Source organism: Pseudomonas sp. KB_12, assembly GCF_052114545.1.
Classification (GTDB): domain Bacteria; phylum Pseudomonadota; class Gammaproteobacteria; order Pseudomonadales; family Pseudomonadaceae; genus Aquipseudomonas; species Aquipseudomonas brassicacearum.
Genome location: NZ_JBFREY010000007.1, coordinates 215,137 through 236,951 on the forward strand (window position 1 = coordinate 215,137; position 21,815 = coordinate 236,951).

General features: G+C 59.6%; 15 protein-coding genes and 2 pseudogenes. 4 read left to right on the forward strand and 13 right to left on the reverse strand.

Annotation, left to right across the window (positions count from 1 at the left end; all coding sequences use genetic code 11):
* Positions 1–52: 52 nt before the first annotated feature.
* From AB4Z20_RS07730 to AB4Z20_RS07780, 11 genes are all read right to left on the reverse strand, one after another.
* The gene (locus tag AB4Z20_RS07730; RefSeq protein ID WP_258688790.1) at positions 53–316 is read right to left on the reverse strand and encodes a hypothetical protein; all 264 of its coding nucleotides are present in this window, start codon (positions 314–316) and stop codon (positions 53–55) included.
* A 60-nt stretch (positions 317–376) separates the two neighbouring features.
* Positions 377–1,483, reverse strand: a complete 1,107-nt coding sequence (locus AB4Z20_RS07735) for a glycosyl transferase (RefSeq protein WP_442089649.1) — start codon at positions 1,481–1,483, stop codon at positions 377–379.
* Positions 1,474–2,583 carry a non-hydrolyzing UDP-N-acetylglucosamine 2-epimerase gene (gene wecB / locus AB4Z20_RS07740; protein WP_320389071.1) on the reverse strand — a complete coding sequence of 370 codons (1,110 nt, stop codon included), beginning with the start codon at positions 2,581–2,583 and terminating at the stop codon, positions 1,474–1,476. Before wecB ends, AB4Z20_RS07735 begins: the two co-directional genes overlap by 10 nt.
* The gene (locus tag AB4Z20_RS07745; RefSeq protein ID WP_442089650.1) at positions 2,580–4,166 is read right to left on the reverse strand and encodes an FAD-dependent oxidoreductase; all 1,587 of its coding nucleotides are present in this window, start codon (positions 4,164–4,166) and stop codon (positions 2,580–2,582) included. The genes wecB and AB4Z20_RS07745 overlap by 4 nt, the downstream gene beginning before the upstream one ends.
* Complete coding sequence (locus AB4Z20_RS07750) at positions 4,156–5,436, reverse strand: NAD-dependent epimerase/dehydratase family protein (RefSeq protein ID WP_442089651.1); 1,281 nt, start codon at positions 5,434–5,436, stop codon at positions 4,156–4,158. Before AB4Z20_RS07750 ends, AB4Z20_RS07745 begins: the two co-directional genes overlap by 11 nt.
* 2 nt (positions 5,437–5,438) lie before the next feature.
* Positions 5,439–5,846 carry a GtrA family protein gene (locus AB4Z20_RS07755; RefSeq protein ID WP_253476312.1) on the reverse strand — a complete coding sequence of 136 codons (408 nt, stop codon included), beginning with the start codon at positions 5,844–5,846 and terminating at the stop codon, positions 5,439–5,441.
* Complete coding sequence (locus tag AB4Z20_RS07760) at positions 5,843–6,511, reverse strand: class I SAM-dependent methyltransferase (RefSeq protein ID WP_442089652.1); 669 nt, start codon at positions 6,509–6,511, stop codon at positions 5,843–5,845. Before AB4Z20_RS07760 ends, AB4Z20_RS07755 begins: the two co-directional genes overlap by 4 nt.
* Before the next feature lie 110 nt (positions 6,512–6,621).
* Positions 6,622–7,644 (reverse strand): glycosyltransferase family 2 protein, encoded by a 1,023-nt coding sequence (locus AB4Z20_RS07765; protein ID WP_253476308.1) that lies wholly within the window; start codon positions 7,642–7,644, stop codon positions 6,622–6,624.
* Between the two features lie 12 nt (positions 7,645–7,656).
* Complete coding sequence (locus tag AB4Z20_RS07770; protein WP_442089653.1) at positions 7,657–10,065, reverse strand: phospholipid carrier-dependent glycosyltransferase; 2,409 nt, start codon at positions 10,063–10,065, stop codon at positions 7,657–7,659.
* 234 nt (positions 10,066–10,299) lie between these two features.
* Positions 10,300–12,747: a glycosyltransferase gene (locus AB4Z20_RS07775; RefSeq protein ID WP_442089654.1), complete on the reverse strand. Its 2,448-nt coding sequence runs from the start codon at positions 12,745–12,747 to the stop codon at positions 10,300–10,302.
* A gap of 147 nt (positions 12,748–12,894) precedes the next feature.
* Positions 12,895–13,713 (reverse strand): ABC transporter permease, encoded by an 819-nt coding sequence (locus AB4Z20_RS07780; protein ID WP_253476289.1) that lies wholly within the window; start codon positions 13,711–13,713, stop codon positions 12,895–12,897.
* A 184-nt stretch (positions 13,714–13,897) separates the two neighbouring features.
* On the opposite strand from AB4Z20_RS07780, the pseudogene AB4Z20_RS07785 reads away from it, so the two are divergent.
* The 4 genes and pseudogenes from AB4Z20_RS07785 to AB4Z20_RS07800 all read left to right on the forward strand — a co-directional run.
* Positions 13,898–15,121, forward strand: a pseudogene (locus AB4Z20_RS07785) (ABC transporter ATP-binding protein); the annotation flags it as partial.
* Positions 15,122–15,259: 138 nt separating this feature from the next.
* Positions 15,260–16,621, forward strand: a pseudogene (locus AB4Z20_RS07790) (polysaccharide pyruvyl transferase family protein); the annotation flags it as partial.
* Positions 16,615–17,301: a 2OG-Fe(II) oxygenase gene (locus AB4Z20_RS07795; RefSeq protein ID WP_442089655.1), complete on the forward strand. Its 687-nt coding sequence runs from the start codon at positions 16,615–16,617 to the stop codon at positions 17,299–17,301. The pseudogene AB4Z20_RS07790 and the gene AB4Z20_RS07795, both read left to right, overlap by 7 nt.
* Entirely contained in the window at positions 17,294–19,459 is a 2,166-nt protein-coding gene (locus AB4Z20_RS07800) for a glycosyltransferase (protein WP_442089656.1), read from the forward strand. The genes AB4Z20_RS07795 and AB4Z20_RS07800 overlap by 8 nt, the downstream gene beginning before the upstream one ends.
* A 463-nt stretch (positions 19,460–19,922) precedes the next feature.
* Here AB4Z20_RS07800 and AB4Z20_RS07805 read toward each other — a convergent pair whose 3' ends face one another.
* Positions 19,923–20,741 carry an NAD-dependent epimerase/dehydratase family protein gene (locus tag AB4Z20_RS07805; protein ID WP_442089657.1) on the reverse strand — a complete coding sequence of 273 codons (819 nt, stop codon included), beginning with the start codon at positions 20,739–20,741 and terminating at the stop codon, positions 19,923–19,925.
* A gap of 43 nt (positions 20,742–20,784) precedes the next feature.
* A complete protein-coding gene (locus tag AB4Z20_RS07810) occupies positions 20,785–21,729 on the reverse strand; it encodes a glycosyltransferase family 2 protein (protein WP_442089678.1) in 945 nt (314 codons plus the stop codon).
* Positions 21,730–21,815 lie beyond the last annotated feature (86 nt).

The window sequence follows — 21,815 nt, forward strand, 5'->3', positions numbered from 1 at the left end:
GTCTAGACCGCTACCGATAACGCTCGTTTCGTTGAATATTCATGCGTGGTGATCAATGAACCGCAAAGGACCTTGGCACCGGCACATGCTCGAATTTTGAAATGGTCTTGATCCAGTAGCGGCGATAGTCCGTCTGGTCCGGTGCCAGCGGTTTGTGGCTGGACCATGGATGTTTCTCCTTCAGGCTGGCGCGGTACGTTTCCCATTCTTTCTGCTCGGCCACTTCCCGGGCTTTGCTCCGGTCATCGAACCAGCCCAGGACGTAAGCTTCGCCCTGGTCCGTGCCGTGCGCTATCAGCAAATAAATCTCTGTCATGACTGACCTACCGTTCTGTCCTGCGCCCCAGTCGCGGGGTCTTATCCTGGGTATCGGCCGTTATTTGCCGTTTTTGAGATTGATCGCAGAAAAACGCTGGGCCCAAAGGTGCGCCTGACGAAATTGATGAACAGTCGAGCGGTCGCTTTGGCTGGCGAGTGCTTGCATGGCGGTTTTACCCAGATCGGTGCCTTCATCCACGATCCAGACCCCTGGTTCCCGGTCGCGCAGGGCCATTTCACCGAAGCGAGTGGAGATGACGGGCAGGCCGAGGGCGCGGTATTCGTAGTATTTGATCGGATCGACCGAAGCGGTCAGGCGGTTGAGCTTGAACGGGATCAAACCCACCGAAAACGTTGCCATGGCCGCGATTGCACCGGCGTGGGAGCATTCGGGTAGCAGCTCGATATTGGCGGGCAATACGCAAGGCGGCGGTGTGAAGAGGGGGCCGATCAGCCGGATCTGGTTTCCAGGATTGGCCTGCGCCAGCGCGATGACCAGCTCCCAATCGAACCAACGCCCCAGCGTGCCAACGTAGCCGAGTACCTGTTGTTTGGCACCGAAGTCCAGGCTTTCGACCGGCGCCAGTGCGTGCATGTCACAGGCATTGAGGGCCAGTTCTACCTGGTCGGTTGTGCCCAGGAGTTTGTCGCGAAGGGCGCTGGAGGACGCCAGTACTTTGGCGACCCGTCGAATGAGCTGTGCCTGGCGGCGTTCCATGGACCTGCGTGACAGGCCCTGATAAAAGGCCGGGAAATCATCCATGGCATCGTAGACAGCATGGCTTCCAGGGATGAGGGCGAGCAGTTGCAGGGCCAGTTCGGAAGGTTTTCCGACACAGATCATGCATGGGCCTTCTGCGGAAAATGCCGCAGCCTCTTTGAACAGGTTGCGCCACAGTCGCTTGAGGATTATTGCCGAGCCCGGAATGGGCTCGATGGGTAAGCTCCGGGGTTTGCAGACCTGCAACCAGGGTGGAACGGCGACGCTTTGCTGATCGGCAACAGGCGGCTTGCGCTTGAAATCGTTCAGCGTGGGTAAACGCGTCGGGTACGGATCGATCCAGAGTACTGGCGCCCCGGTCTGGTGGTGATACCAGTTGATGAAGTGATGGGGGCGCTGGCTGAAGCTGGCCCATGGCACCGGGGACAGGTAGATCATGCGCATGGCTGGAAGTGCTGCCTTAAAACGTCGACGATGCGCGCGGCGGCCTTGCCGTCGCCATAGGGGGAAACCCCACGTGCCATGGCCTGATAAGCCTGCGGATCATCGAGCAGCCGCTGTGCTGCTTCGACGATGGTGTCCCGGTTGGCGCCGACCAGCTTGACCACGCCGAGGTCGACCGCCTCCGGGCGTTCGGTTTCCTCTCGAAGGACCAGCACCGGTTTGCCCAGGGCCGGGGCTTCTTCCTGCACGCCCCCGGAGTCACTGATGATCAGGTACGAGCGCTTCATTGCCGCGATGAACGGTGCGTAATCCAGCGGTGCGCAGAGGATGATGTTCGGGGTCCGCCCAAGCAGTTGGTGCGCGACATCCTTGACGTTCGGGTTGGGATGGACGGGATAGAGGATCTGGATGTCCGGGTTCCGCTCGGCCAGATGCTTGAGTGCCTGGCAGATATTCTGGAACGGTTCGCCGAAATTTTCCCGGCGATGGGCGGTCACCAGCACCAGGCGTTTGCTGGCGTCCAGTGGGACAGTCAGGGCTGAGTCTTGTGCGGCAGTCATCAGCAAGGCATCGATCACGGTATTGCCGGTCAGGGTGATATCGCTGGTGGCGACACCCTCGCGCAGCAAGCTGTCCACGGCCTGCTGGGTAGGCGCGAAATGCCAGCGGGTCAGCTTGCCGGTGATCACCCGGTTGGCTTCTTCGGGGAACGGAGTGCGCAGGTCCCCGGTACGCAGGCCTGCTTCGACATGGCCAAAGGGAATCTGCAGGTAGAAACACGCCAGCGCAGCACTCATGACCGTGGTCGTGTCGCCTTGGGCCAGCACGACATCCGGTTTCTCGGCTTGCAGTACGCCGTCGAGTCCAAGCAGCAAGCGTGAGGTCAGCGCCGCCAATGACTGGTTGGGGCGCATGATGTCCAGGTCCAGGTCGGCAGTGATTGCGAAACCCTCAAGCACCTGGTCCAGCAAGCCTCGGTGCTGGGCGGTAGCGAGCACCCGACAAACGATATTCTTTTCGGCCTGGAGCGCCTTGATCACGGGGGCCATTTTGATGGCCTCCGGACGCGTACCGACGATGCAGAGTACCTTGCGGGTCATGCCTTGTGATTTCCTATCGTTGTTACGAGTGAGCGTGCTATCCGGTCCGCGTTGGCCATGAGAGTCAGCGTGTGGGATTTCTCGGTAAGGCAGGGCAGGCAGGCGCCGTCGATAATATGCACACCGCCAAGGCCTGCGACTTCGCCAAGGCGATCGGTCTGCCCGATCCGGGGCGTCGAGTGCATGGGCAGGGTCCCCGCATAATGGATATCCGCCCCCGGTCTGCCGACGGTGAAGCTCATGGGCATCAACAGTGCGCCCATTTTCCAATAGACCCGGCGCAGCTTCGCCTCGGCAGTTCTCATGAGCCCGGGGAGCTCGGGATGCACTTGGCCTTCGATGCGCAACGAACCGTCGGGGCGCAAGACCGCGGTGTTGTTGGACAGGTGCCCGGGAAGGAAGATGTTCCCGACGAGGCAAGCGCTGAGCAGGTTTTTCAGCAGCTCGATGCTGTAGCGTTTGCTCATGGGGATCCGGCTGACAAACTCGGTCATCGGCAAGCCTGTGGTACTGAACGTCGAACCGAACGCCGTGGCGCTGGCCGTCAGCGCTAGGGCGAACGATAGCTGGCCCAGGCCGAATGTCGACACCCTTGGGGTTCCGAGCATTTTCGGCAGCCATAGCAGGAAAGCCGCCGTCGGTGATGACAGCAGTGGGATCGCGGCCGTATGGTTCAGGCCCTTGAGGGCGAGCCGGGTCGTGGCCAGGGTCCCCGCCGCCAGCAGCAGGCGCGTACCGCAGAAGCGCCGGGCGGAGCGATGGTCGGTGATCGCCCATGCACCGTCCAGTTTCTGCAGGTCCTCCACGAGGAAGTCCTGGACGTGCTGGAACCCTGGGTATTGCTTGAGTTTTTGCAGTTCTTGCGAGGCGCTATACAAGGCCTGGTTCTGACAGCCCCACAAGCAGTTTCCAGACAGGTCGCAGGCCTTGCGCTCGTCCAGCGGCTGGCTCAAGACGGCGACCCTGGAGCGGCCAAGGCGAAACCCCTGTTCGGGAAACGCCGGTCGGCGCCGGGTGTAGTGATCGAGCAGGCGCTGGTGCAGTGTGTCCAATGGCAGGGGCGGTTGCGACCACTCATCGAGGCCGAAGTAGCTTGAGAGGTCATCGTCGATCCGGCCACTGATACCGATCCGGCGAGTTACCGTTTCATAGGACGCCTGCATCTCGGAATATTCGATGGGCAGCCCGGTAAAGTCGCTGGCCCCAAGCGTTGCCACGCCGCAGCCCCAGGCATTGGACAGGCCTCCGGTGGCCAGTGAACCGATGCCGATAAAGTTGTCGGTCTCGATGCGATTGCGGGCGCTGAACCCTTCGAAAACATGGGCGTGGGTCGGCGTCTTCAGCTTGGGCGATACCGCGTCCAGTTGGTTCAAAGCGTGGAAGTTTTCGCCGATCATCCATTTCCACTGATGCTCATCGTTTGCCCTGGTGCTGAGAAATGGACGCGTCGGCGGCGTCGCTGAGCCTGTATCGGCCTGGGCATCGACCATCAGGACTTTCAGGCCCGCCTTGACCAGCGGATAGGCTGCCGAAGTCCCGGCCGGGCCGCTGCCGACAATGATCACATCAAATTCAGGCTTCACGGTGGGCTTCACTTCCACGCAACAACTGGCGGGCAAAGGGGCGGCCTAACAGCGCCGCTATCTTCCACGCCAGCGCTTTGACCGAGGTGAGTCCCAGCGCAACCAGCGTGGCGACCAGGCTGCGCGGCTGTTGGGCGCCGAGAAACACCTGCGCGCCCTGGGGGCTGGCTTCGGCGATACCGAGTGCAACCTGCAGGCGCCAGGCCAGTTCCTGGCCGTCGGGCTTGTGCAGGACACCGGGATTGTCCAGGAGCGCCAGGAGTATCGGCCAGCGCATCAGCAAGCGTGAATGAATGATGGGTCGGGTTTTATCCGCACGTTCCAATGCCCTGGCGTAACGACTGACCAGGCTTCTTTGCGGCGGGCGTTTGAGCAGGTAGTGCAAGAGGCCCGCGGCTTCTTGCAGAAGCCCGCGACGTTGCCCATGGCCGGATCGATGCATGCCGTGGGCAAGGGGGCGCAACTGGATGCCGAGTTTTTGCAGGGACCGCGCGCTGTCCATGGGCGGCAGGTGGATGAGGGAAAAAATCCGCTCCAGGCCCAATTTCGCGCTCAAGGATCGTCCGAGTGACAGGCGCAATAGCCTGAGCAATGCCACCGGCAGAGGGACTGGCAGACGAGCGGCACGCACCCGGTGCTCCGCAATCGACATCAGGAAGCGGCCAAAGGCAATCGGTTTCACGGCGCCCAGATTGAGGATCTCGGCGTGAATGTCATTCCGTTCGACGACCGCTAATATCGAGGCTGCCAAGTCGTCGACATGAATAGGTTGCACGCCTGGTGCCGGCATCAGGATCGGAATAAACGGGCTTCGGCGCACCAACCCTGACAACAAGCCAAAGAGCCCGCGTTCGGGGCCACCATACACTTGGCCGGGACGGATCACGGTGCCCCCGGCGGCCAGCACGTGCTGCTCGATACGCCACTTGGTCCGGCCATAAGCGCCAGGAGCCGTGGCCTCGGCGGTTTGACTGGAGATGAAGATGAACCTGGCCGAGCCTTGTTGGGCGCAATGGATCAGCGCCTGGGCCGCCTTGACTTCGTCGTCTGCGCCGGTGGCAGCTGTCGATGTGTCGGCCGCCAAATGGATCAACACCTGGGTGCCCGCCGGGCACTTGGGCGCCGGGCCCCGCAGGTCATAAGGGAGCCAGGCGTAGGTGGCGGGGCACGGCTGGCGCGTGGCGCACATGACCTCGTGTCCGCTGGCCGCCGCGAGGGCTGACAAGCGCTGTCCGATGTAGCCTGTCGCGCCGGTAATCAGTAGCTTCATCGTCATGCGCCTTCGGCGCGGTCAGTGGGAACAGGCGGGTGCGCAGCGGAATGAAACACGAACAGTTTGCTGATCCAGTAAGTCAGCACCACGCAGGCCACATCGGAGACAAATTTCACCAGGGCAGGGCTGTTGACGAAATACAGCCCCACGCTGAACAGCGCCGAAGCGAGTGGAATATTGATGGCAAGCAACGAGAAATAGCGCACCGCTTGAACCTTGCTGCTGCCGCCGGTCGACTGGAACGTGAAGTGCCGATGCAAAAAGAACGCGAACACACCGGCGACGCCTTTACCGGCGATGTTGGCCAGGATGGGTTGATCGTTGAACAAGGCCATCAACAGCAAGAAGGTCCCCATGTCCAGCGCATAAGCCACGAGTTGGATGGTGCCGTACCGGATAAAGGTCAAGACTTCCTCCGGATGACCACGATGTGGTGCAGCGCCAATACTCGCCTCAACGGATACAGCAGTTTTTCGATGACCTTGAGCACAGGGATCAGCGCGTCGGGCAGCAACTGGCGAAAGTTCAAGCCGCCGGAAACCAGGTAACGCAGATAGTTGCCGCAGATTTCCTGGTGGACGATTTCCAAGCCTGGGTATTTGCGTTCGAACGCCTGCCTGTCGCGAACGAAGACGATGTAGCTGAGGGCCTGGTTGGCGCCGTTCATGGGCCCGGTCGACGGGGTTTCCCAAGAAGGGAAGTGCATGTCGAAGCCTTCGGACTTGAACAGGCGCTTATAGAGAAATGCGGCAAAGGGGCCGTGGAAGGGTTCGATCAAAATGGCGCCGCCGCCGATCTTGAGGGTTCTTTCCAGCTCCGTGAAGAAACGATCGGGATGAGGGAAGTGGTGAAAACAGTTCTGGCCATAAAAGGCCCTGACCGAGTGATCGTCCAGGCTCATTGCCTCGGCATTGAGCGCCATGTCCAGTTGCTCGGTGGCGACAATGTCCGTCGCCAATACTTCAGGGTACGAATTGCGCATGGGTGCGATGCCTGCCCCCAACTCCACCTCAAGACCTTCGACCTTGAAATAGCGGTCTGCCAGGCGATGAAACGCGTAGTGGAACTCCACGAATACTTCCCGAAGCATCCGCTTGCGCTCAAGCACTTTGCCGTGAAGTTCGAGGCGTTCGTTGCCATCGACATCCAGTGCCTTGAGCGACGGGTCCGTTAAAAAATCTCTTAGCGCTTTAATGAGTTTTCTTCCCGCAATGAGGTTGCTCTACCACGCCTGGATTGCCTTGGCCTGCTGGGTACGGAGGCGATGTCATAACCGAGGAACGCCATGATCAGTTGCAACCCCATGAGCATGGGCAGTGCGCTGAGCATCACGGTGCCGGCTGGCGTCGCGATGCCATTGCGCGCCGATTCATACCAGTGATAACTGCCGAAAAGGGTGCCGAACAAGAACATGAGAATCCCGATCGGCAGTTCGATCGAAGCCAGGGACATGTCGCGCAGATAATAGTTGTAGAGCACGCGCTTGGTGAAATTTCGCAGGTGTTTGAACAGGAATTCACCGACAATTTTCGAGATCTTGAGGTGACTGACCTCATCGCCGTATCGGGCTTCCATCGGAATATCCACCACGACGGCGCGCACGGTGTTCAGGCGGAACAGAATGTCGGTCTCGAAAAAGTAGCGTTGGCTGACCTTGTCCAGGGGTAAAAGCCTGGCGACGTCACGGTGAATCGCCGTGTAGCCGTTGGTGGGGTCGAACAGGTCCCAGTAACCCGTCGACAGTTTGGCCATCAGCGACAACACGGCATTGCCGAAAAGGCGAATGCGCGGCATCGATTGGACCTCTTCCAGATCGAAAAACCGATTGCCCTTGGTGTAGTCGGCTTCTCCCGCCAGGATCGGCTCGATGAACAGCGGGATCAGGGTCGGGTCCATCTGGCCGTCCCCATCGACTTTGACGATGATACTTGCGCCGTCGTCGAGGGCGGCTCGATAGCCGGTCATGACCGCACCGCCCACGCCTTTGTTGACGTCATGGGGCAGCACCTTGACCCGGGGGTCGTTACAGGAGGCCAGGACATGCCCGCCTGAACCGTCCGGGCAGGCATCGTCGATGACGTAGATGCGCCAGACCTCCGGCCCTATGGCCGCTATGACGGCGCCTATATGAGCGGTAACCCGATAGCTGGGGATGACGACGGCGACGCGTTGCTCGTCCGTGAAAAGCGCTGTTTTTGAGTTCATCGATATCGCCAACTATTGCCTGAATGAAAGTGACTTGAACTCCAGGGGAGTGTCGGTATGCCCGGATGCGTAAATGATCACGGACGTGGCATTGGCAGGGGCTACGACGTTCATCTCATGGGTCTCCCATTGCGTGGTGCAGTCAAACGTCTCGATGCTGGTGGTAATGAAATCGCCTTGTTCGTCCATCCAATTGGCCTGGATTCTTCCAGGCGTGGCTGTCGTTGCGCAGCGTGCCGACACGCTGTTGATGTACGTCAGCCCCGGCGTCACGTCGACACGTTGGGTTGCCGGTGTCTTGACACTGACGGTCAGGATCTTGCGCGCCGCGTCATAGGTCGAGGGTGACGTCAGGCTCCAGCCCTCGAGGCTGGACAGCCCTGGGTTGAGCAGGTGTTCGTAGTGCGTGTCATTGAGTTTGCGCAGTTCCATGTCACCCAGTCTGGCATACGACGTGGACACCGTGAGCAGCCGATCGAGTGGCGCCTGGGGCAGGGACTTGAGGTCGATCACCAGCCAGCTCACCTGGCGCCGACGCAAGCGCTGGGCAAGTTCTGATGGCGAAGCCGCCGAATCGAATTCGCTTTTCCATTTCAGGTTGTACCACGACGCGTAGAGGGCATCGCCATGCAAACCCGCCATCAAGGGCGACGCAAAGACCGCCACGGGCTGATGCCCGGTATTCAAGGCGTTGACGGTGTCGACCATTTTCCGGATGGGCAGGCGTTCCAATAGATAGGCATCCCGACCTGCCGTGCTCAACAGTGCAGAGGGTTTGATTTCGCCATAGTAAGTCGCGGCCTGGATGAAACGGGTATTGGTCAGGATCAACACGGCACCGGCCACGATGGCGAGGCTGCGCGGGAAGATCCTGGCGTCGGAAAAGGGCAGGGCCAGGATCACTGAGAACAGCGCGAAGGAGGGGAACACATAACGCAGGTAGGCCGTTGAGTGGAACGTCATGAACATCGCGCCGGCGCCGACCAGGAGGATGCACAGGGCTTTTTTGTTGCCGCTCAACAGCACGGCGACGGCAGCCGTGGGCAGCAGCAGCCATTGAAAGCCCGCCGCGCCAACCCGCCCTTCGATGAACTGAGGCGATTTGAAGACCATTCGATAGAGGGTGTCCCAGGTCACCCCGGTACCGAAAGTGGCCGGTGGTTCGAAATTGATGTTCGGCCAGAGCGGCGAATGGAAAATGGCATTGAAAAACGGGAACACGGGGTTGCCGGTCAAGTACCCGGCAGAGGCGTAAGGGGTCGCACCGGCCAGTATCAGGGCGACACTGCCCAGCAGGAGCGTCTTGGCGATCCCTTGGACAGCCCAGGACTTGTAGTGCAGCAAGAGGATCACCAGCAGGACCGGCAGGACGCTCAGGGTCACGGCCTTGGTCGCCATGGCGAAGCCCAGCAGGAGGCCCGCCAGGAGCAATTGCGACAGGCGCTCCCTGGGCTCCGGCGTAGAGCTTGAGACCTTCAGGATCGCCAGCGTCCCGGCCATCATGAAGGCGGTCCACGCCGATTCGATGTGCAGGCTGCTGCTTTCGGCGAAGGCGAGGGGCGTTGACAGAAAGATCAGGCTGGCCCAGCGGGCGCTTGTGGCGGAGCCTCCGGCCCAGAGGGTCATGTTGCGAATCTGCCACGCCAGCAGCAGGGTGAACGCGCTGTTGCTCAGGCGCGAGGCTGTTTCACCGGCCAGCATATAGACAATGCTGTAGATCCAGTCGGCCAGCATGGGCATGACCGCCCACACATAGGTGTTCGCATCGAACTTCCATTGATGCTGTTGGGCCAGGTGTGACGGGACAAAGAGGTGCATGGCCAACGCGTCATGCCCGACCTCCGGCATGAAGGCGACCAACACATAGAGGCAGGCGAAGCTGCCGATCAGCACGTCGAGCCCCGTCTGGAGGGGTGTTTGCGCTGAGCGGCTGGCCCGGATCTGCCGCAACAGTTCACGGCCTATCGAGGTGACGTGTCTACGTCCCAATACAAGCGGCAACAACAGCAGTGCGCCATACAGCCAGGGGTAGTTGATCGGCAAGTAGGCCGCCAGGCCTGTCAGTGTGCCGAACGTACCGGCTCCCACCAGCAGGTGGACGCTCCAGTCGGCCAAGGTTTCTTGCCTGAGCATCCACCTGCCGAGTACGGTCGAAGACAGTGCGAACACCGCGACGACCATCACCGGCCAAATCTGTGCGCAGGCAATGGACAGGCACGCCAGCAAACCCAGGCAAAGAATGATCGGTGGCTTGCGAGTGAAGACGGTGAGGGCGGCCAGGCTTGCCAGTGACAGCAATATCGTCCGGGTGCCGCTGTTCATGGACGCCAGTTCAAGCGTCGAAAAACCGTATACGCCGACCACCGAACTCGCCAGTAAAACCAACAACACCACTGCGTATTTCAGGCTGAATCTGGGCAAAATATCGTCTCGGCTAAAGGGGCAATGCTGTCCATTGAGGCAAACCAGGATCCGTGGCGAGGGAGCTTGCTCCCGCTGGGCTGCACAGCAGCCCCCAAAAAGGCAGGATGCGACCAACCTGACACGCTGCGGAGGCTGGGTTCGGGGCCGCTTCGCAGCCCAGCGGGAGCAAGCTCCCTCGCCACGGATTCATCAGCTCCCTTGAATAAATGGCATTGCATGCAAAGGGGCTGCTTATACATCTCGGTACGTGTGCGGGACCCAGGATCCCCACTTGCTCTCGTAGATCGCCCGGTTCTTTTCGAAAAGTGCCTGTTTTTTCTTGGCACCCAAGGCGTCGAACGAGGCGGACAGGTGGTGGTGAACGAAGACGTCTTCGGCACAGGCCGCGCGCATGCCACGACGCTGCACGCGACGGCAGTAATCGTCATCCTCGAAGAACCCCAGGCCATACTCTTCGCACAGGCCACCGATTTGCTCGTAGGTCGAACGCGGGAACATCACGCAGAAAAACGCCAGGGTGTTGATTTCGAACCACTCACCCATGCGAGCGCGGGTCATTTGCGCGGCTTCGGCGGGCATGTCTTCCAGCCGGTCATAGCCGGTGCTGACTTTGGCCTCGTTGCCGATGTTGTTGGTGATCGGGCCGATGATGCCGATTTCCTTGTTGTCCTGCAGATGACGGATCAAGCCTTTGATCCAGCCAGCGGTGACGACCGTGTCGTTGTTCAGGATGACCAGATAGTCGCCACTGGCTGCCGCGAGGCCCAGGTTGTTGCCGGCGGAAAATCCCTTGTTGTCCGGGTTGAGGATGACGATCCGGTCTGGGTGTCCCTTGGCCCAGGCGGTGAGGTAGGCCGGGGTCTGGTCGCTGGAGTGGTTATCGACAACGATGATTTCAAGGTTCGGGTATTGGCTCTGGGTCAACAGGCTGTCGAGGCAGGCCTTGGTCAGTTCGAGGTTGTTGTAGGTCAACACCACCACGCTGACTTTGGGCAGGGGCAATGTCGCAATGGCCTCGCGCAGGCTGGCGGCCCGATGCTGCCAGGTCTGGCCCCGGGCGAACGATTGACGGGCCTCCAGCGTGGCGCTGGCCTCTGGCAGTGCGCCCAGGACACCGCGTAGGGTAGAGATGAACTCCGTCGGCTCTTCAACTGCCCAGACCAATTTGCCAAACTGGTTCAACTCCGGCAGTTTCACCGACACCACCGGTTTCCCCGCGCTCAGGTATTCATAGACCTTGACCGGGTTGGTGGCGAGGGTCAACGGCATGACCTTGAACGGAAGCAGGCAAACGTCCATGGCGTGGAGGTAGTAAGGCAGGGAGGTATACGGGACTTCGCCTTCCAGGACCACATTCGGGCAGGCCTTGAAGTATTTTTTCGCCTGGACGGTATCGCTGCCGATCAACAGTATCAGGTGCTGTGGGAAGGATTGGGCGACCCGCTTGACCAGGTCCAGGTCGAACCATTCGGCAATGACGCCGTAGTAGCCGATGATTTTTCTGTTGGCCGGGTCCCGATAGACCTTGTCGGGACGTTGGCTGAAGAAGCTGAACTCGCAGGCGTTGCGGATCACCTCGACGTTGCGGTTTTCCCGCTTGCCGTGTTGTTCGATCCAGTCGGATGTCGCCACCAGCAGATCGGCCCTGCGCATCAGGGCGATTTCCAGGTCGAGCAACTCCTGGGCAACGTTGCCAAAGCCTTCGTGGTGATCCATGCAGTCATAGACCAGCGTGGCGTTGGGGACACGCCTTGCCAGCGGGAACCAGTAGGCGTGTTGGACAATGCAATCCACGGCATCGACGTTCGCCGATTGCAGGAGCATGGCCAGGCCTTCGCACAACTGGCGAATGGCGGCTGCTGACGGCGGGGCATGATAAATGGCCGGTGCACCGAGCACCTTGAAACGGATCTGGAACAGCCGGTTGGAGCCCTCCAAGGGCTCTGCTTCGAAGCCGGGGGCATCGTCGTCGATGAAGTCGTTCGAGATATAAAAGGTCGTTTGTCCGGCCCGGGCCAACTCCTTGGCAAGGTTTTGTGGGCGTTGGATGCGAAAATGCCAGTCGATCACGCCGAACATCAGGATCATGGGCTGCCCGAGGCTAGACGGTACTGCAAGGTTTACGGGCGGTGGCAGAGGTTGCAGGGCAAAACCAGCGTCTGCCGATGATTCGCCTGGTGTTGCCTTGCCGGGTTTCAACCAGCTTCGAAGTCGACGTGCCAGTTTGCTTTTCTGCTGTGCGGTGAGTGGCAACCAGGCGTAGACCCGGCGCGATAATTTATACAACTGCTTGCGTATCGAATAACGCAGCGGTGCGCGTTCGATGGCGTTGCCCCAATCAGAAATCTTGAACAGCTCGGCCTGCTTGGCCGCCAGTTGGGCGCGCAGATCCACCGCCCAATCGGAAAGCACGACAGCCTCGCTTTCCTTTGTCTGGATTAACGCCTCGGCGTCCTTGAGGCGCTGTTCGGCCACCCGCAATTGCTCGCGCAGCCGCCCGGTCTTGCCTTCTTGAAGTGACAGACGGGTGCGAAGCGCTTTTGAATCAAGGTTCAGTTGTTTGATAAGCCGATCTCGATTCTCGATTTCCTTGACCAGTTGCAAGGCTTCAATGGATCTGGAATGTGTTGAGCGAGTCAATTTGTCAATGCAATCAACAAGACGGTTGATCTGGTCCATGCGGTTCTCTGGTCCTTTGTTTTATACGGCAACGCATACTCGGTCTTGCAGGATCGACGTTGGCTTCAATCAACAGACAGGCCCAGGCTCCAGCCGTGCCATCAATCATCATAGCGGCTGCTGGACGGGGCGCCACGCATACAAACGTCATATGACGTCGGCAAAGCCTTTGCGGGTCCTCTGGAACCAGGCGAACCCTGAGCAGGCAATCAGCACGGAAATCGCCGAATAAGCGGCCAGGTGCTCCCATTGCGGCGTCTTGCCCCAGAACAGGACATCGCGAACCATTTCCACCGGCAGCGTCAGGGGGTTTGCCTGCAAGATGGCCTGGTAGCTTTGGGGCAGTGTCGAAAGCGGATAGAAAATCGGTGAGAGGAACAGCATCGCCGTGATGATAATGCCGATGAACTGGCCTATATCGCGCAGGTAGACGCTTATCGAGGCGAGAAACCAGGAGATCCCCAGCGTCAGCAGCACCAACGGGAACAGCACTACCGGCAGCAGAAGAGCCGTTACCGGAGGGGTACCGAACAGGACGATATAGAAGACCAGCCAGGCGAGGACGCTGACACCCATGTGGAACAGCGCTGCGCCAAGCGACACCAGCGGCAGGGTTTCCAGTGGGAACACAATTTTCTTGACGTAGTTGGTATTGGCCAGCACCAGGCCCGGCGCTCGGTTCACGCATTCGGAAAACAGGTTGAACACCAACAGGCCGGCGAACAGCACCAGGGCGAATTCGCTCTTGGATTCACCGCCGCCAGACCAGCGGGCCTTGAACACGACGCTGAACACGAACGTGTAGACCACCAGCATGAAAACCGGCGTGAAGAATGACCACAAAATACCGAGCATCGAGCCTTTGTAGCGACCGATGACTTCTCTGCGGATCAACACGTAGATCAATATTCGATTGATCAGGACACTCTTGACCATGGCAGCAGGGGACGTGCTGAACGACTGCATCGGTGCTTGATCCTTAAGACAATATCGGATGCTCCTTGAGTCGCATCCTCATAGAGGGTAGGCCTAGTGTAGATTCATTCGCAGTTTTTTATCCCATCTGTGCTTAACTCATCCGCAGCACCCAGCGAAGGACTGATTCAGTAACACCGCAATAATGGCCGTGATTCATGGAAGGGTTTTACCGATGTCGTTTGAAGTGGCCATCTGCGCCGAAAACCTGAGCAAGTGTTATCAGATTTACGATGCCCCCAAGGACCGCCTGTTGCAGATGCTGGTACGCGGCAGGAAGCGTTTCTATCGCGAGTTCTGGGCCCTGGACGATGTTTCCCTGACCATCGCAAGGGGGGAGACTGTCGGTATCATCGGTCGTAATGGCAGTGGTAAATCCACCCTGTTGCAACTGATCTGCGGAACGTTGATGCCAACCCGGGGCAGTGTCCAGGGGCATGGCCGGATTGCCGCGTTGCTCGAGCTGGGGTCCGGTTTCAATCCAGAGTTCACCGGCCGGGAAAACGTCTATGTGAATGCGGCGGTGCTGGGCTTGAGTCGCGCGGAAATCGACGCCCGCTTCGATGACATCCTCGCCTTTGCCAATATAGGCGACTTTGTCGACCAGCCCACCAAGATCTATTCCAGCGGGATGCTGGTACGGCTGGCCTTCGCCGTTTCGGTCTGTGTCGAGCCCGAGATCCTGATCGTCGATGAAGCCCTGTCCGTCGGCGATGCATCCTTTCAATTCAAATGCCTGAATCGGCTGGAAGAACTGGCGGCCAAAGGCACGACCCTGCTGTTCGTCTCCCATGACATGAGCATGGTCAAGCGCTTCTGCCACCGGGTCATCTACCTGCGCGCAGGCCGGGTCGTTGCCAGTGGTTCGCCCGATGAAATGGCCGAGCTGCATTTGCTCGACATGCGCGACGAGCAACGCCGCTGGGCCAGTGGCGGAGTCATACCGGTTACGCGCAAGTCATTCATGGGCGGGCAGGAGGGGATGGCCTTTGGGACCGAAGAGGGGCACATCAGCGCTGCCTGCTTCACCAACACCCGGCAGCTCTCCTCCAGTTACCTGTATGGCGACGACATCGAGATCCGCGTCGAGGCGTTGCTCCATGAGTCGATCACGCAACCCAACATCAGCTTCACCATCCAGGAAGCCAGGCTGCTGGTGATCGGCGGGGGCAACTTCGCACTGCAACCAGGCCCGGCCGAGAATGGCTGGCGGCGCACAGCGATCACGGTGCGCTTCCCGGCCAACCTCGCCGAGGGGCGCTATCATGTCACGCTCAAGCTGTTGCACGGCGCGACGGAAGACACCTCGCAACTGATCGAGAAACAGGTGGCGCCCTTGGCGTTCGACATGTTGCCGAACCACAAGAGTTTCCTGGGCATGGTTGACCTGGGATTGCAGAGGATCGACCCTCGACCAGTCGAGTCGCTTGCCAAGGCCTGCGGGACTCAAGGAGAGAAGGTTTTGACGCAACACCTGGACGAGCGCACGTGGCAGGTCGCTATATTCGGCACCTTTGATGTAGAAAACTACGGTGACCTGCTGTTTCCGATCATCGCCGAGGCGGAGTTGGCCCGGCGCTTGGGTTCAGTCAACCTGCATCGGTTTTCCTATCACGGGAAAACCCGATCGCAATGGCCCTATGCGGTGACGTCGTTGACGCAGTTGCCTCATGTAGCGACCAGCCTGGATGGCGTTTTGATCGGTGGTGGCTTCCTGATCCGATTCGATAAAGTCGTTGCCCACGGCTATGGTCCGACAACCGCCAATATCCATCACCCTACCGGTTATTGGCTGACCCCTGCGCTCATCGCGCAGCAGCACGGGGTTCCGGTCATGTGGAATGCCCCCGGGATGCATTGCAACAGTATTCCCGACTGGGCCAGGCCGTTGTTGACGATGGCTCTTGAGCAGAGCCAGTACGTGCGCGTCCGTGATGCACTGTCGCGCGATGCCCTCGGCGCGCTCACCCGGCAGGTCGAGATCGAAGTGCTGCCCGATACCGCGTTTGGCTTGCCCCGCCTGATCGATGAGCAGCAGCCCTCCGCTGAGTTCATTCGCCTGCGCGAGCACGCCGGGCTGATCGGGCCCTACATCGTGATCCACGCCATTCATGTGGTGGAATCTTTTGTAAAACTGTTCGAAGACCACGCCGAGGCGTTCCAGGGCTATCAGTTCCTGGTGGTGCCGATTGGCCCTGTCCTGGGTGACGATCCGTCGGTCATTGCGGCGCGCCTGCCCCAGGCAATCACCTTGTCGTTCTGGCCAGAGCCGTTGCTGATGGCGGAAATTCTCAGCCAGGCCCAAGCGGTGATCGGCCATAGCTACCACCTGGCAATCACCGCTCTGGCGTTTGGCGTCCCGGTGTTCTGCTCGGCGGATCTGACGACGGGCAAGTACACGGCGCTGGCGGAGTTCGATTCACTCCATGCGTTGCCGGACGCGGCGACGGTCGATCCGCAATGGTTTCTAGCGCGGGTGGGCAAGACCCATCCATCGCCCGCGGCGCGTGCGGCGGCGGATCGGTTGGTCGAGCATTGGGACCGTGTCGCTGCGATCATTCGCCAGGGCAAAACCTCGTCCCAGCCGGTGTTGGGTGCATTTCTACAGCATCTACCCAACCTGCTCGAAGCCGCGGCCGAGGGGCGTGATCCAATGTTGGCTGAATGTCCGGCAAGCCCCGCCATGCCGGAGCCTGAGGTCATCGAACCGACGCCGGAACCGGCAGTACAAGCGCTTGCCCAGCAGCAACGGATCGCCCAGCTCAGTCAGCAACTGGCCCTCAGTGACGCCAGGATGCTTGAGTTGCAGAACTCCAATTCATTCCGAATGACCGCACCACTGCGCTCCATCGCCCGTGGTATCAGAAACCTGACAGCGAACAAGAACAGACAATGCTAGATCTCTCTCGACTCACGCCAGCGGCGCTAAAGTCTCACCCGTTCTCATGGGCTGAAATTGGCAGTCTGTATTCGACCGAGGATGCCGCCGCGTTGGCGGCGTCCTTCCCTCATGATCACTTCAAGACGGTGAGTGGTTATGGTGGCGAAAAAAACTATGACTATGAGGCCCGCGCCCTGGTAGACATGGGCACCCATACCGTCGCTTTCCCCGAAGAACTGAGCGAGGCGTGGTTGAGACTGGCGCAGGATCTTGGCTCGGCCGGCTATCGTGAGGCCATGTCGGAGCTGACCGGGATTGATCTGCGCAGCGTGCCGATGGAGGTCAACGTTTTTCATTACGGTCCTGGCGCGAGCCTGGGGGCCCATCCGGACCTGCCCGATAAACTGGTCACCCATATCCTGTATTTCAATGAGTCCTGGGACCGCAACGACGGCGGGTGCCTGAACATCCTGCACCGCAACGATCCCACTGCCGTGGCGGCCGAGATCGAGCCCCTGGTGGGCAACTCGGCGATCCTGGTGCGTTCGGATAACTCCTGGCATGCTGTCACGCCCGTGGTGGGCGGCTGCCATTCCTCCCGCCGCAGCCTGACGGCAACGTTCTACCGACCGGGGTCCCTCAGTTCCATGTGGCCGCCGGGCGACAGCACTCCACTGCATGGATACCCACGTGCTTAAGCTCGACAGCACCTTGATCGACCGCGACGCCGCCTTGGCTCAAAGAGATGCGGCCATCAACGAGCGCGATATTGCCTTGGCAAAAGTCGACTTCCTGCAAAACACCCGTTCGTGGCGTTTCACCCGACCACTGCGCTCGCTTTTCCGGTTGATGCGTTATGGTTTTAGCGCCACGCAGGAATTCCCCGAGACGGCCGCTGCAATCGTCTACCCGGCCGCACCGCAGCCGTTGCCCAGCCCTGACGTAGACCCGGATTTCGCCACGAAAGGGCGCCTGGATATTCTCTGCTTCGCCAACATTGAGTGGGCTGCACGCTTCCAGCGCCCGCAGCAGTTGATGAACCAGTTTGCGAGCAATGGTCACCGGGTGTTTTATATCGTCCCCTCCAGCGTGCCGGAACAGGGACAGCTCTATCGGTTGACCTCAGTGGCGCCCAATGTTTTTGAAGTGGCGCTGCAGCGTGATGTGCAAGAGGCGTATTACGAAAAAGTAGTGACGCCTGAGAATCATCAGGCTTTGCTGCTCGCGATGGCCGCACTGGTCGCCGATATGCAGATAAGAACCGCCCTCGCGGTGGTGCATATTGCCTACTGGAGCCCCGTGGCACGCAGCCTGCGAGCCATGCATGGCTGGCGCATTCTCTATGACTGCATGGATGACTGGGATGGTTTCCCGAACATCGGCGAACAGCTGCTGAGCGAGGAAAAGACCCTGATTGCCCAGGCCGACCTGGTGACCGTTTCCGCCGCGTTGCTTTACCAAAAGTGGTGCACCCATAACCCACGTTGCGTACTGGTGCGAAACGCGGTGGATTTCGCTTTTTTTCGGCAGCACTGCTTTACCAATGATGTGCTGGGCGGGCTTGCCGGGCCTGTCATTGGCTACTACGGCGCCCTGGCGCAATGGCTCGATTATCCTTTGCTGGCGGCGTTGGCGGACAGGCGGCCAGAGTGGAACTTCATCCTGGTGGGGGATATTTTTGTCGACGATCTGGCGGGCCTTGAGCACAAGCCCAATGTCCAGTTGTTGGGCAGGAAGCCGTATTCGCAAATGCCGCTTTACCTGGATCACTTCGATGCCTGCCTGATTCCCTTCAGGCTCTACAACGTGACGCATGCGGTCGATCCCGTGAAGTTCTACGAGTACATCAGTGCAGGCAAGCCGGTGATCTCCACGCCGTTGACGGAGATGAGCATTTACAAAGACCTGTTGTACTTCGCAACCGGGGTCGATGAGTTCATCGAGCAGATCGAGCGAGCCTTGGCCGAGCGCGACCTGGCCCTGTACAAACGACGCGTAGAACTTGCCCGGGCCAATGATTGGAAAGATCGATTCGACAGCATGCAACTGGCTATCGTCGGGCTGTATGACAAAGTCTCCATCGTGCTCGTGACGCACAACAACCTCAATCTGACGATTCAATGTGTAAACAGCATTCTGCGCAATACCACCTGGCCCAATTACCAACTCATTGTCGTCGACAATGGCTCTGAGGATGATACGGGCGATTATCTTGAACGCCTGCGCCAGGAAGTGCCGACCGCGAAGGTCATCCTCAACCCGGACAACCGGGGCTTCGCTGCGGCCAATAACCAGGGCTTGCGAGAAGCCGACGGTGACATCCTGCTGTTGCTCAATAACGACACGGTAGTGCCTGACGGCTGGCTGGATCCGCTGGTCAGGCATTTGAGAGACCCTAGTATCGGCTTGGTCGGACCGGTCACGAATGCGGTAGGAAACGAAGCGAAAATCGAAGTTTCCTACACCGACATTCAACAGATGCAAGATTTTTCAGACGGCTACACCAAAGCCCACAAGGGGCAGTCGTTCGACATCTCGATGCTCGCCATGTTTTGTGTCGCCTTTCGCCGAGGCATTCTCGAAGAGGTGGGGTATCTGGATGAAGCATTCGGTATCGGAATGTTCGAGGACGACGACTACAGCCGTCGCGTGCAGGCGGCCGGCTACCGGACGGTCTGCGCCGAAGACGCGTTTATCCATCATTACGGGCAGGCATCGTTCAGGAAGCTGATCGCCAGTGGTGAGTACCAGGCCCTCTGGGACAAAAACCAGGCGTACTTCGAAAGCAAATGGGGCGCTTGGCAAGCCCACGTTCATCGTAACGAGCCTGGGGTGGAAACGGGGGACAAGGGCTAGGTCGCGACAAGGCCATCACCTTCAACATCCTCGTCGACGGTGACACCGCCTTCGCGAGCAGGCTCGCTCCCACAATTGGATCGGAGTACGACCGAGAGAGCCAGGTCGGCTGTCAGGCCTCCTTCGCGAGCAAGCTTTGCTCCCACAGATCTGACGGGGGTTCGACTGGGAGAGCCAGGTCGGCTGTCAGGCCGTCTCGCGAGCAAGCTTTGCTCCCACAGTTCTGATGGGGGTACGACTGGGAGAGCCAGGTCGGCTACTAGGCCGCCTCGGCGTGGATGTTGATCTCGGGCACACCGAGCCTAAGCGAGGTGCCGAGTGGTGGGGCAAAAAGCGTTTTGCTTACTTTTGCGCTTCTCAAAAGTTAGCCGCCGTAAGGGCGGAACCCTAAGCCGCCGTTACCGCAGCAACGGATATCCCCCGCCCCAGAGAAGCACCATCCGCCTATTCACCAAAAACTATCTCAGCGCCCAGGCAAATCCTCACCCATCAGATGAAACGCCCGAGGAGCAAAACCAAGCCAGTCACTGGCGGGCGAATGGTCAAACACCAAGTCCTCGTTCATCCGCCCCACCAGCGCACTTGAAAGATGTCGATAACGCGGCAGACACCGCATGATCGAAACGCCCCGGCTTAACACCTGGGCAGGGAGGGGCAGCGTTCGCTCCGGACGCCCCATGGCCTGGAATATTCGCCTCACCATCGTGTGATAAGGCAAGACTTCCCCCCCTGAGAGGTTGTAGCCGCCACTGGGCAGACCAGGCGTATTCATGGCGGACAGACACGCCTGGATCACGTCATCAGCATGCACCGGCTGGCGCAATCCGGTACCACCCCCGATAAGCGGGAAAAATCCGAAGCGTTGAATGAAACGGGCTATTTGCGAGATGTTCTTGTCGCGACCAAAGCCATAGATCATGGTCGGCCGCAGGATCACCCATTCGACTTGCCGTTCGATCGCCCACTGCTCGAGCTGTTCTTCTGCGCGTATCAAGCGTTGCGCCACGTCCCGTTCCCGAGCATCGGGCGATGCTTGCTTGGCAAAACGGCTTGTGGAGGACAGCACGACAACGCGTTTGACGTGGGTGCTGGCCAGGCGCTCCAGATAGTCGGGTAACACCCAGACAGGGGCAAAGGACAGGAAGGTGTCCAGCGTCAGCTCGTGCCAGTCGTCAGCATTTCGCCACGTCACGCCGGGGTAGGACACCGTGGGCAGGCTTCGAGTGAAGGCGCTCGTCGGGAGACCGGTTTGTGCCAGCAATGGCAGGGCGTGCTCGCCCAAGAGGCTGGAGCCGCCCAATATTCCTATTCGCACTTGAGGTCTCTTATCGTAGGCTCCATGCATGTCTAAACCGGGTAGCCGCGTGGCGAAGGACCATCAGGCTGAATCGAAACCAGACCCCGATCACCACACTGACCCATAGCACGGCAGGGTATTTGCGGCGGAAAAACTTGCGATAGAAACGCAGGATCCCCAGGTGTTTGTGCCATTCGACGAAATAGGGACGCTGGCGACTGCAGCCACCGAATACATGCATCACACGGGCATCTGGCACGAACAGTACGCGCCAGCCGGCCTGATGGAAGCGCATGCACCAGTCCAGGTCCTCGCAATGAAGGAAATAGTCTTCGTCCCATAACCCGACACTCTCGATCGCTTCGCGCTTGACCAGCATGCAAGCCCCGGAAATGGCCTCAACGACAATGGGGGTGCCGGGTAGCGGCTCCTTGTGCAACAAAAAGTCGGACAACAGTGATGGGAAAAGTGCTGAGAGCCGCGAAAGTCCGAAAGCCCGCATGAAGGCGCGTCTGGGCGTTGGAAATACCCGGCGCCCACCGGCTTGCTCGCTGCCGTCCGGGTTGCACAGGAACCCTCCGACCATGCCGATTTCCGGCGAGCTGCGCAGTGCCAGCAGCAAGTGGTCTATGGCATCGGCGGCCAGCACGGTGTCCGGGTTCAAGAAAAATAAATTGGGAGCCGCTGACAGGCGGGCACCTTGGTTGCACGCCACGGCGAAGCCGAGGTTGGCAGCATTGCGTAGGATTTGAAGCGAGTCGCCGACAACGTGGGTTCGCTCCAGCAGCATCAGGCTGTCATCGTGAGAGTCGTTATCCACCACGATCACTCTGCAAGCGCCGGCGGCAAACGCCGATCCGACACACGCCAGCAAAAGCTCACCGGCGTTGTAATTGACGATGATCACATCACACTTGCCACGTAGAGATGGCGTGGCCCATTCATCTATAACGCGCAGTTCCACTGCTTCCAACTTCATCACTCCTTGTGTAGACCTGGATACGTATTCAGGTCTGTATCCAAGATAGCAGGTCCGTGCCCTACGACCAGTTCCGGCTA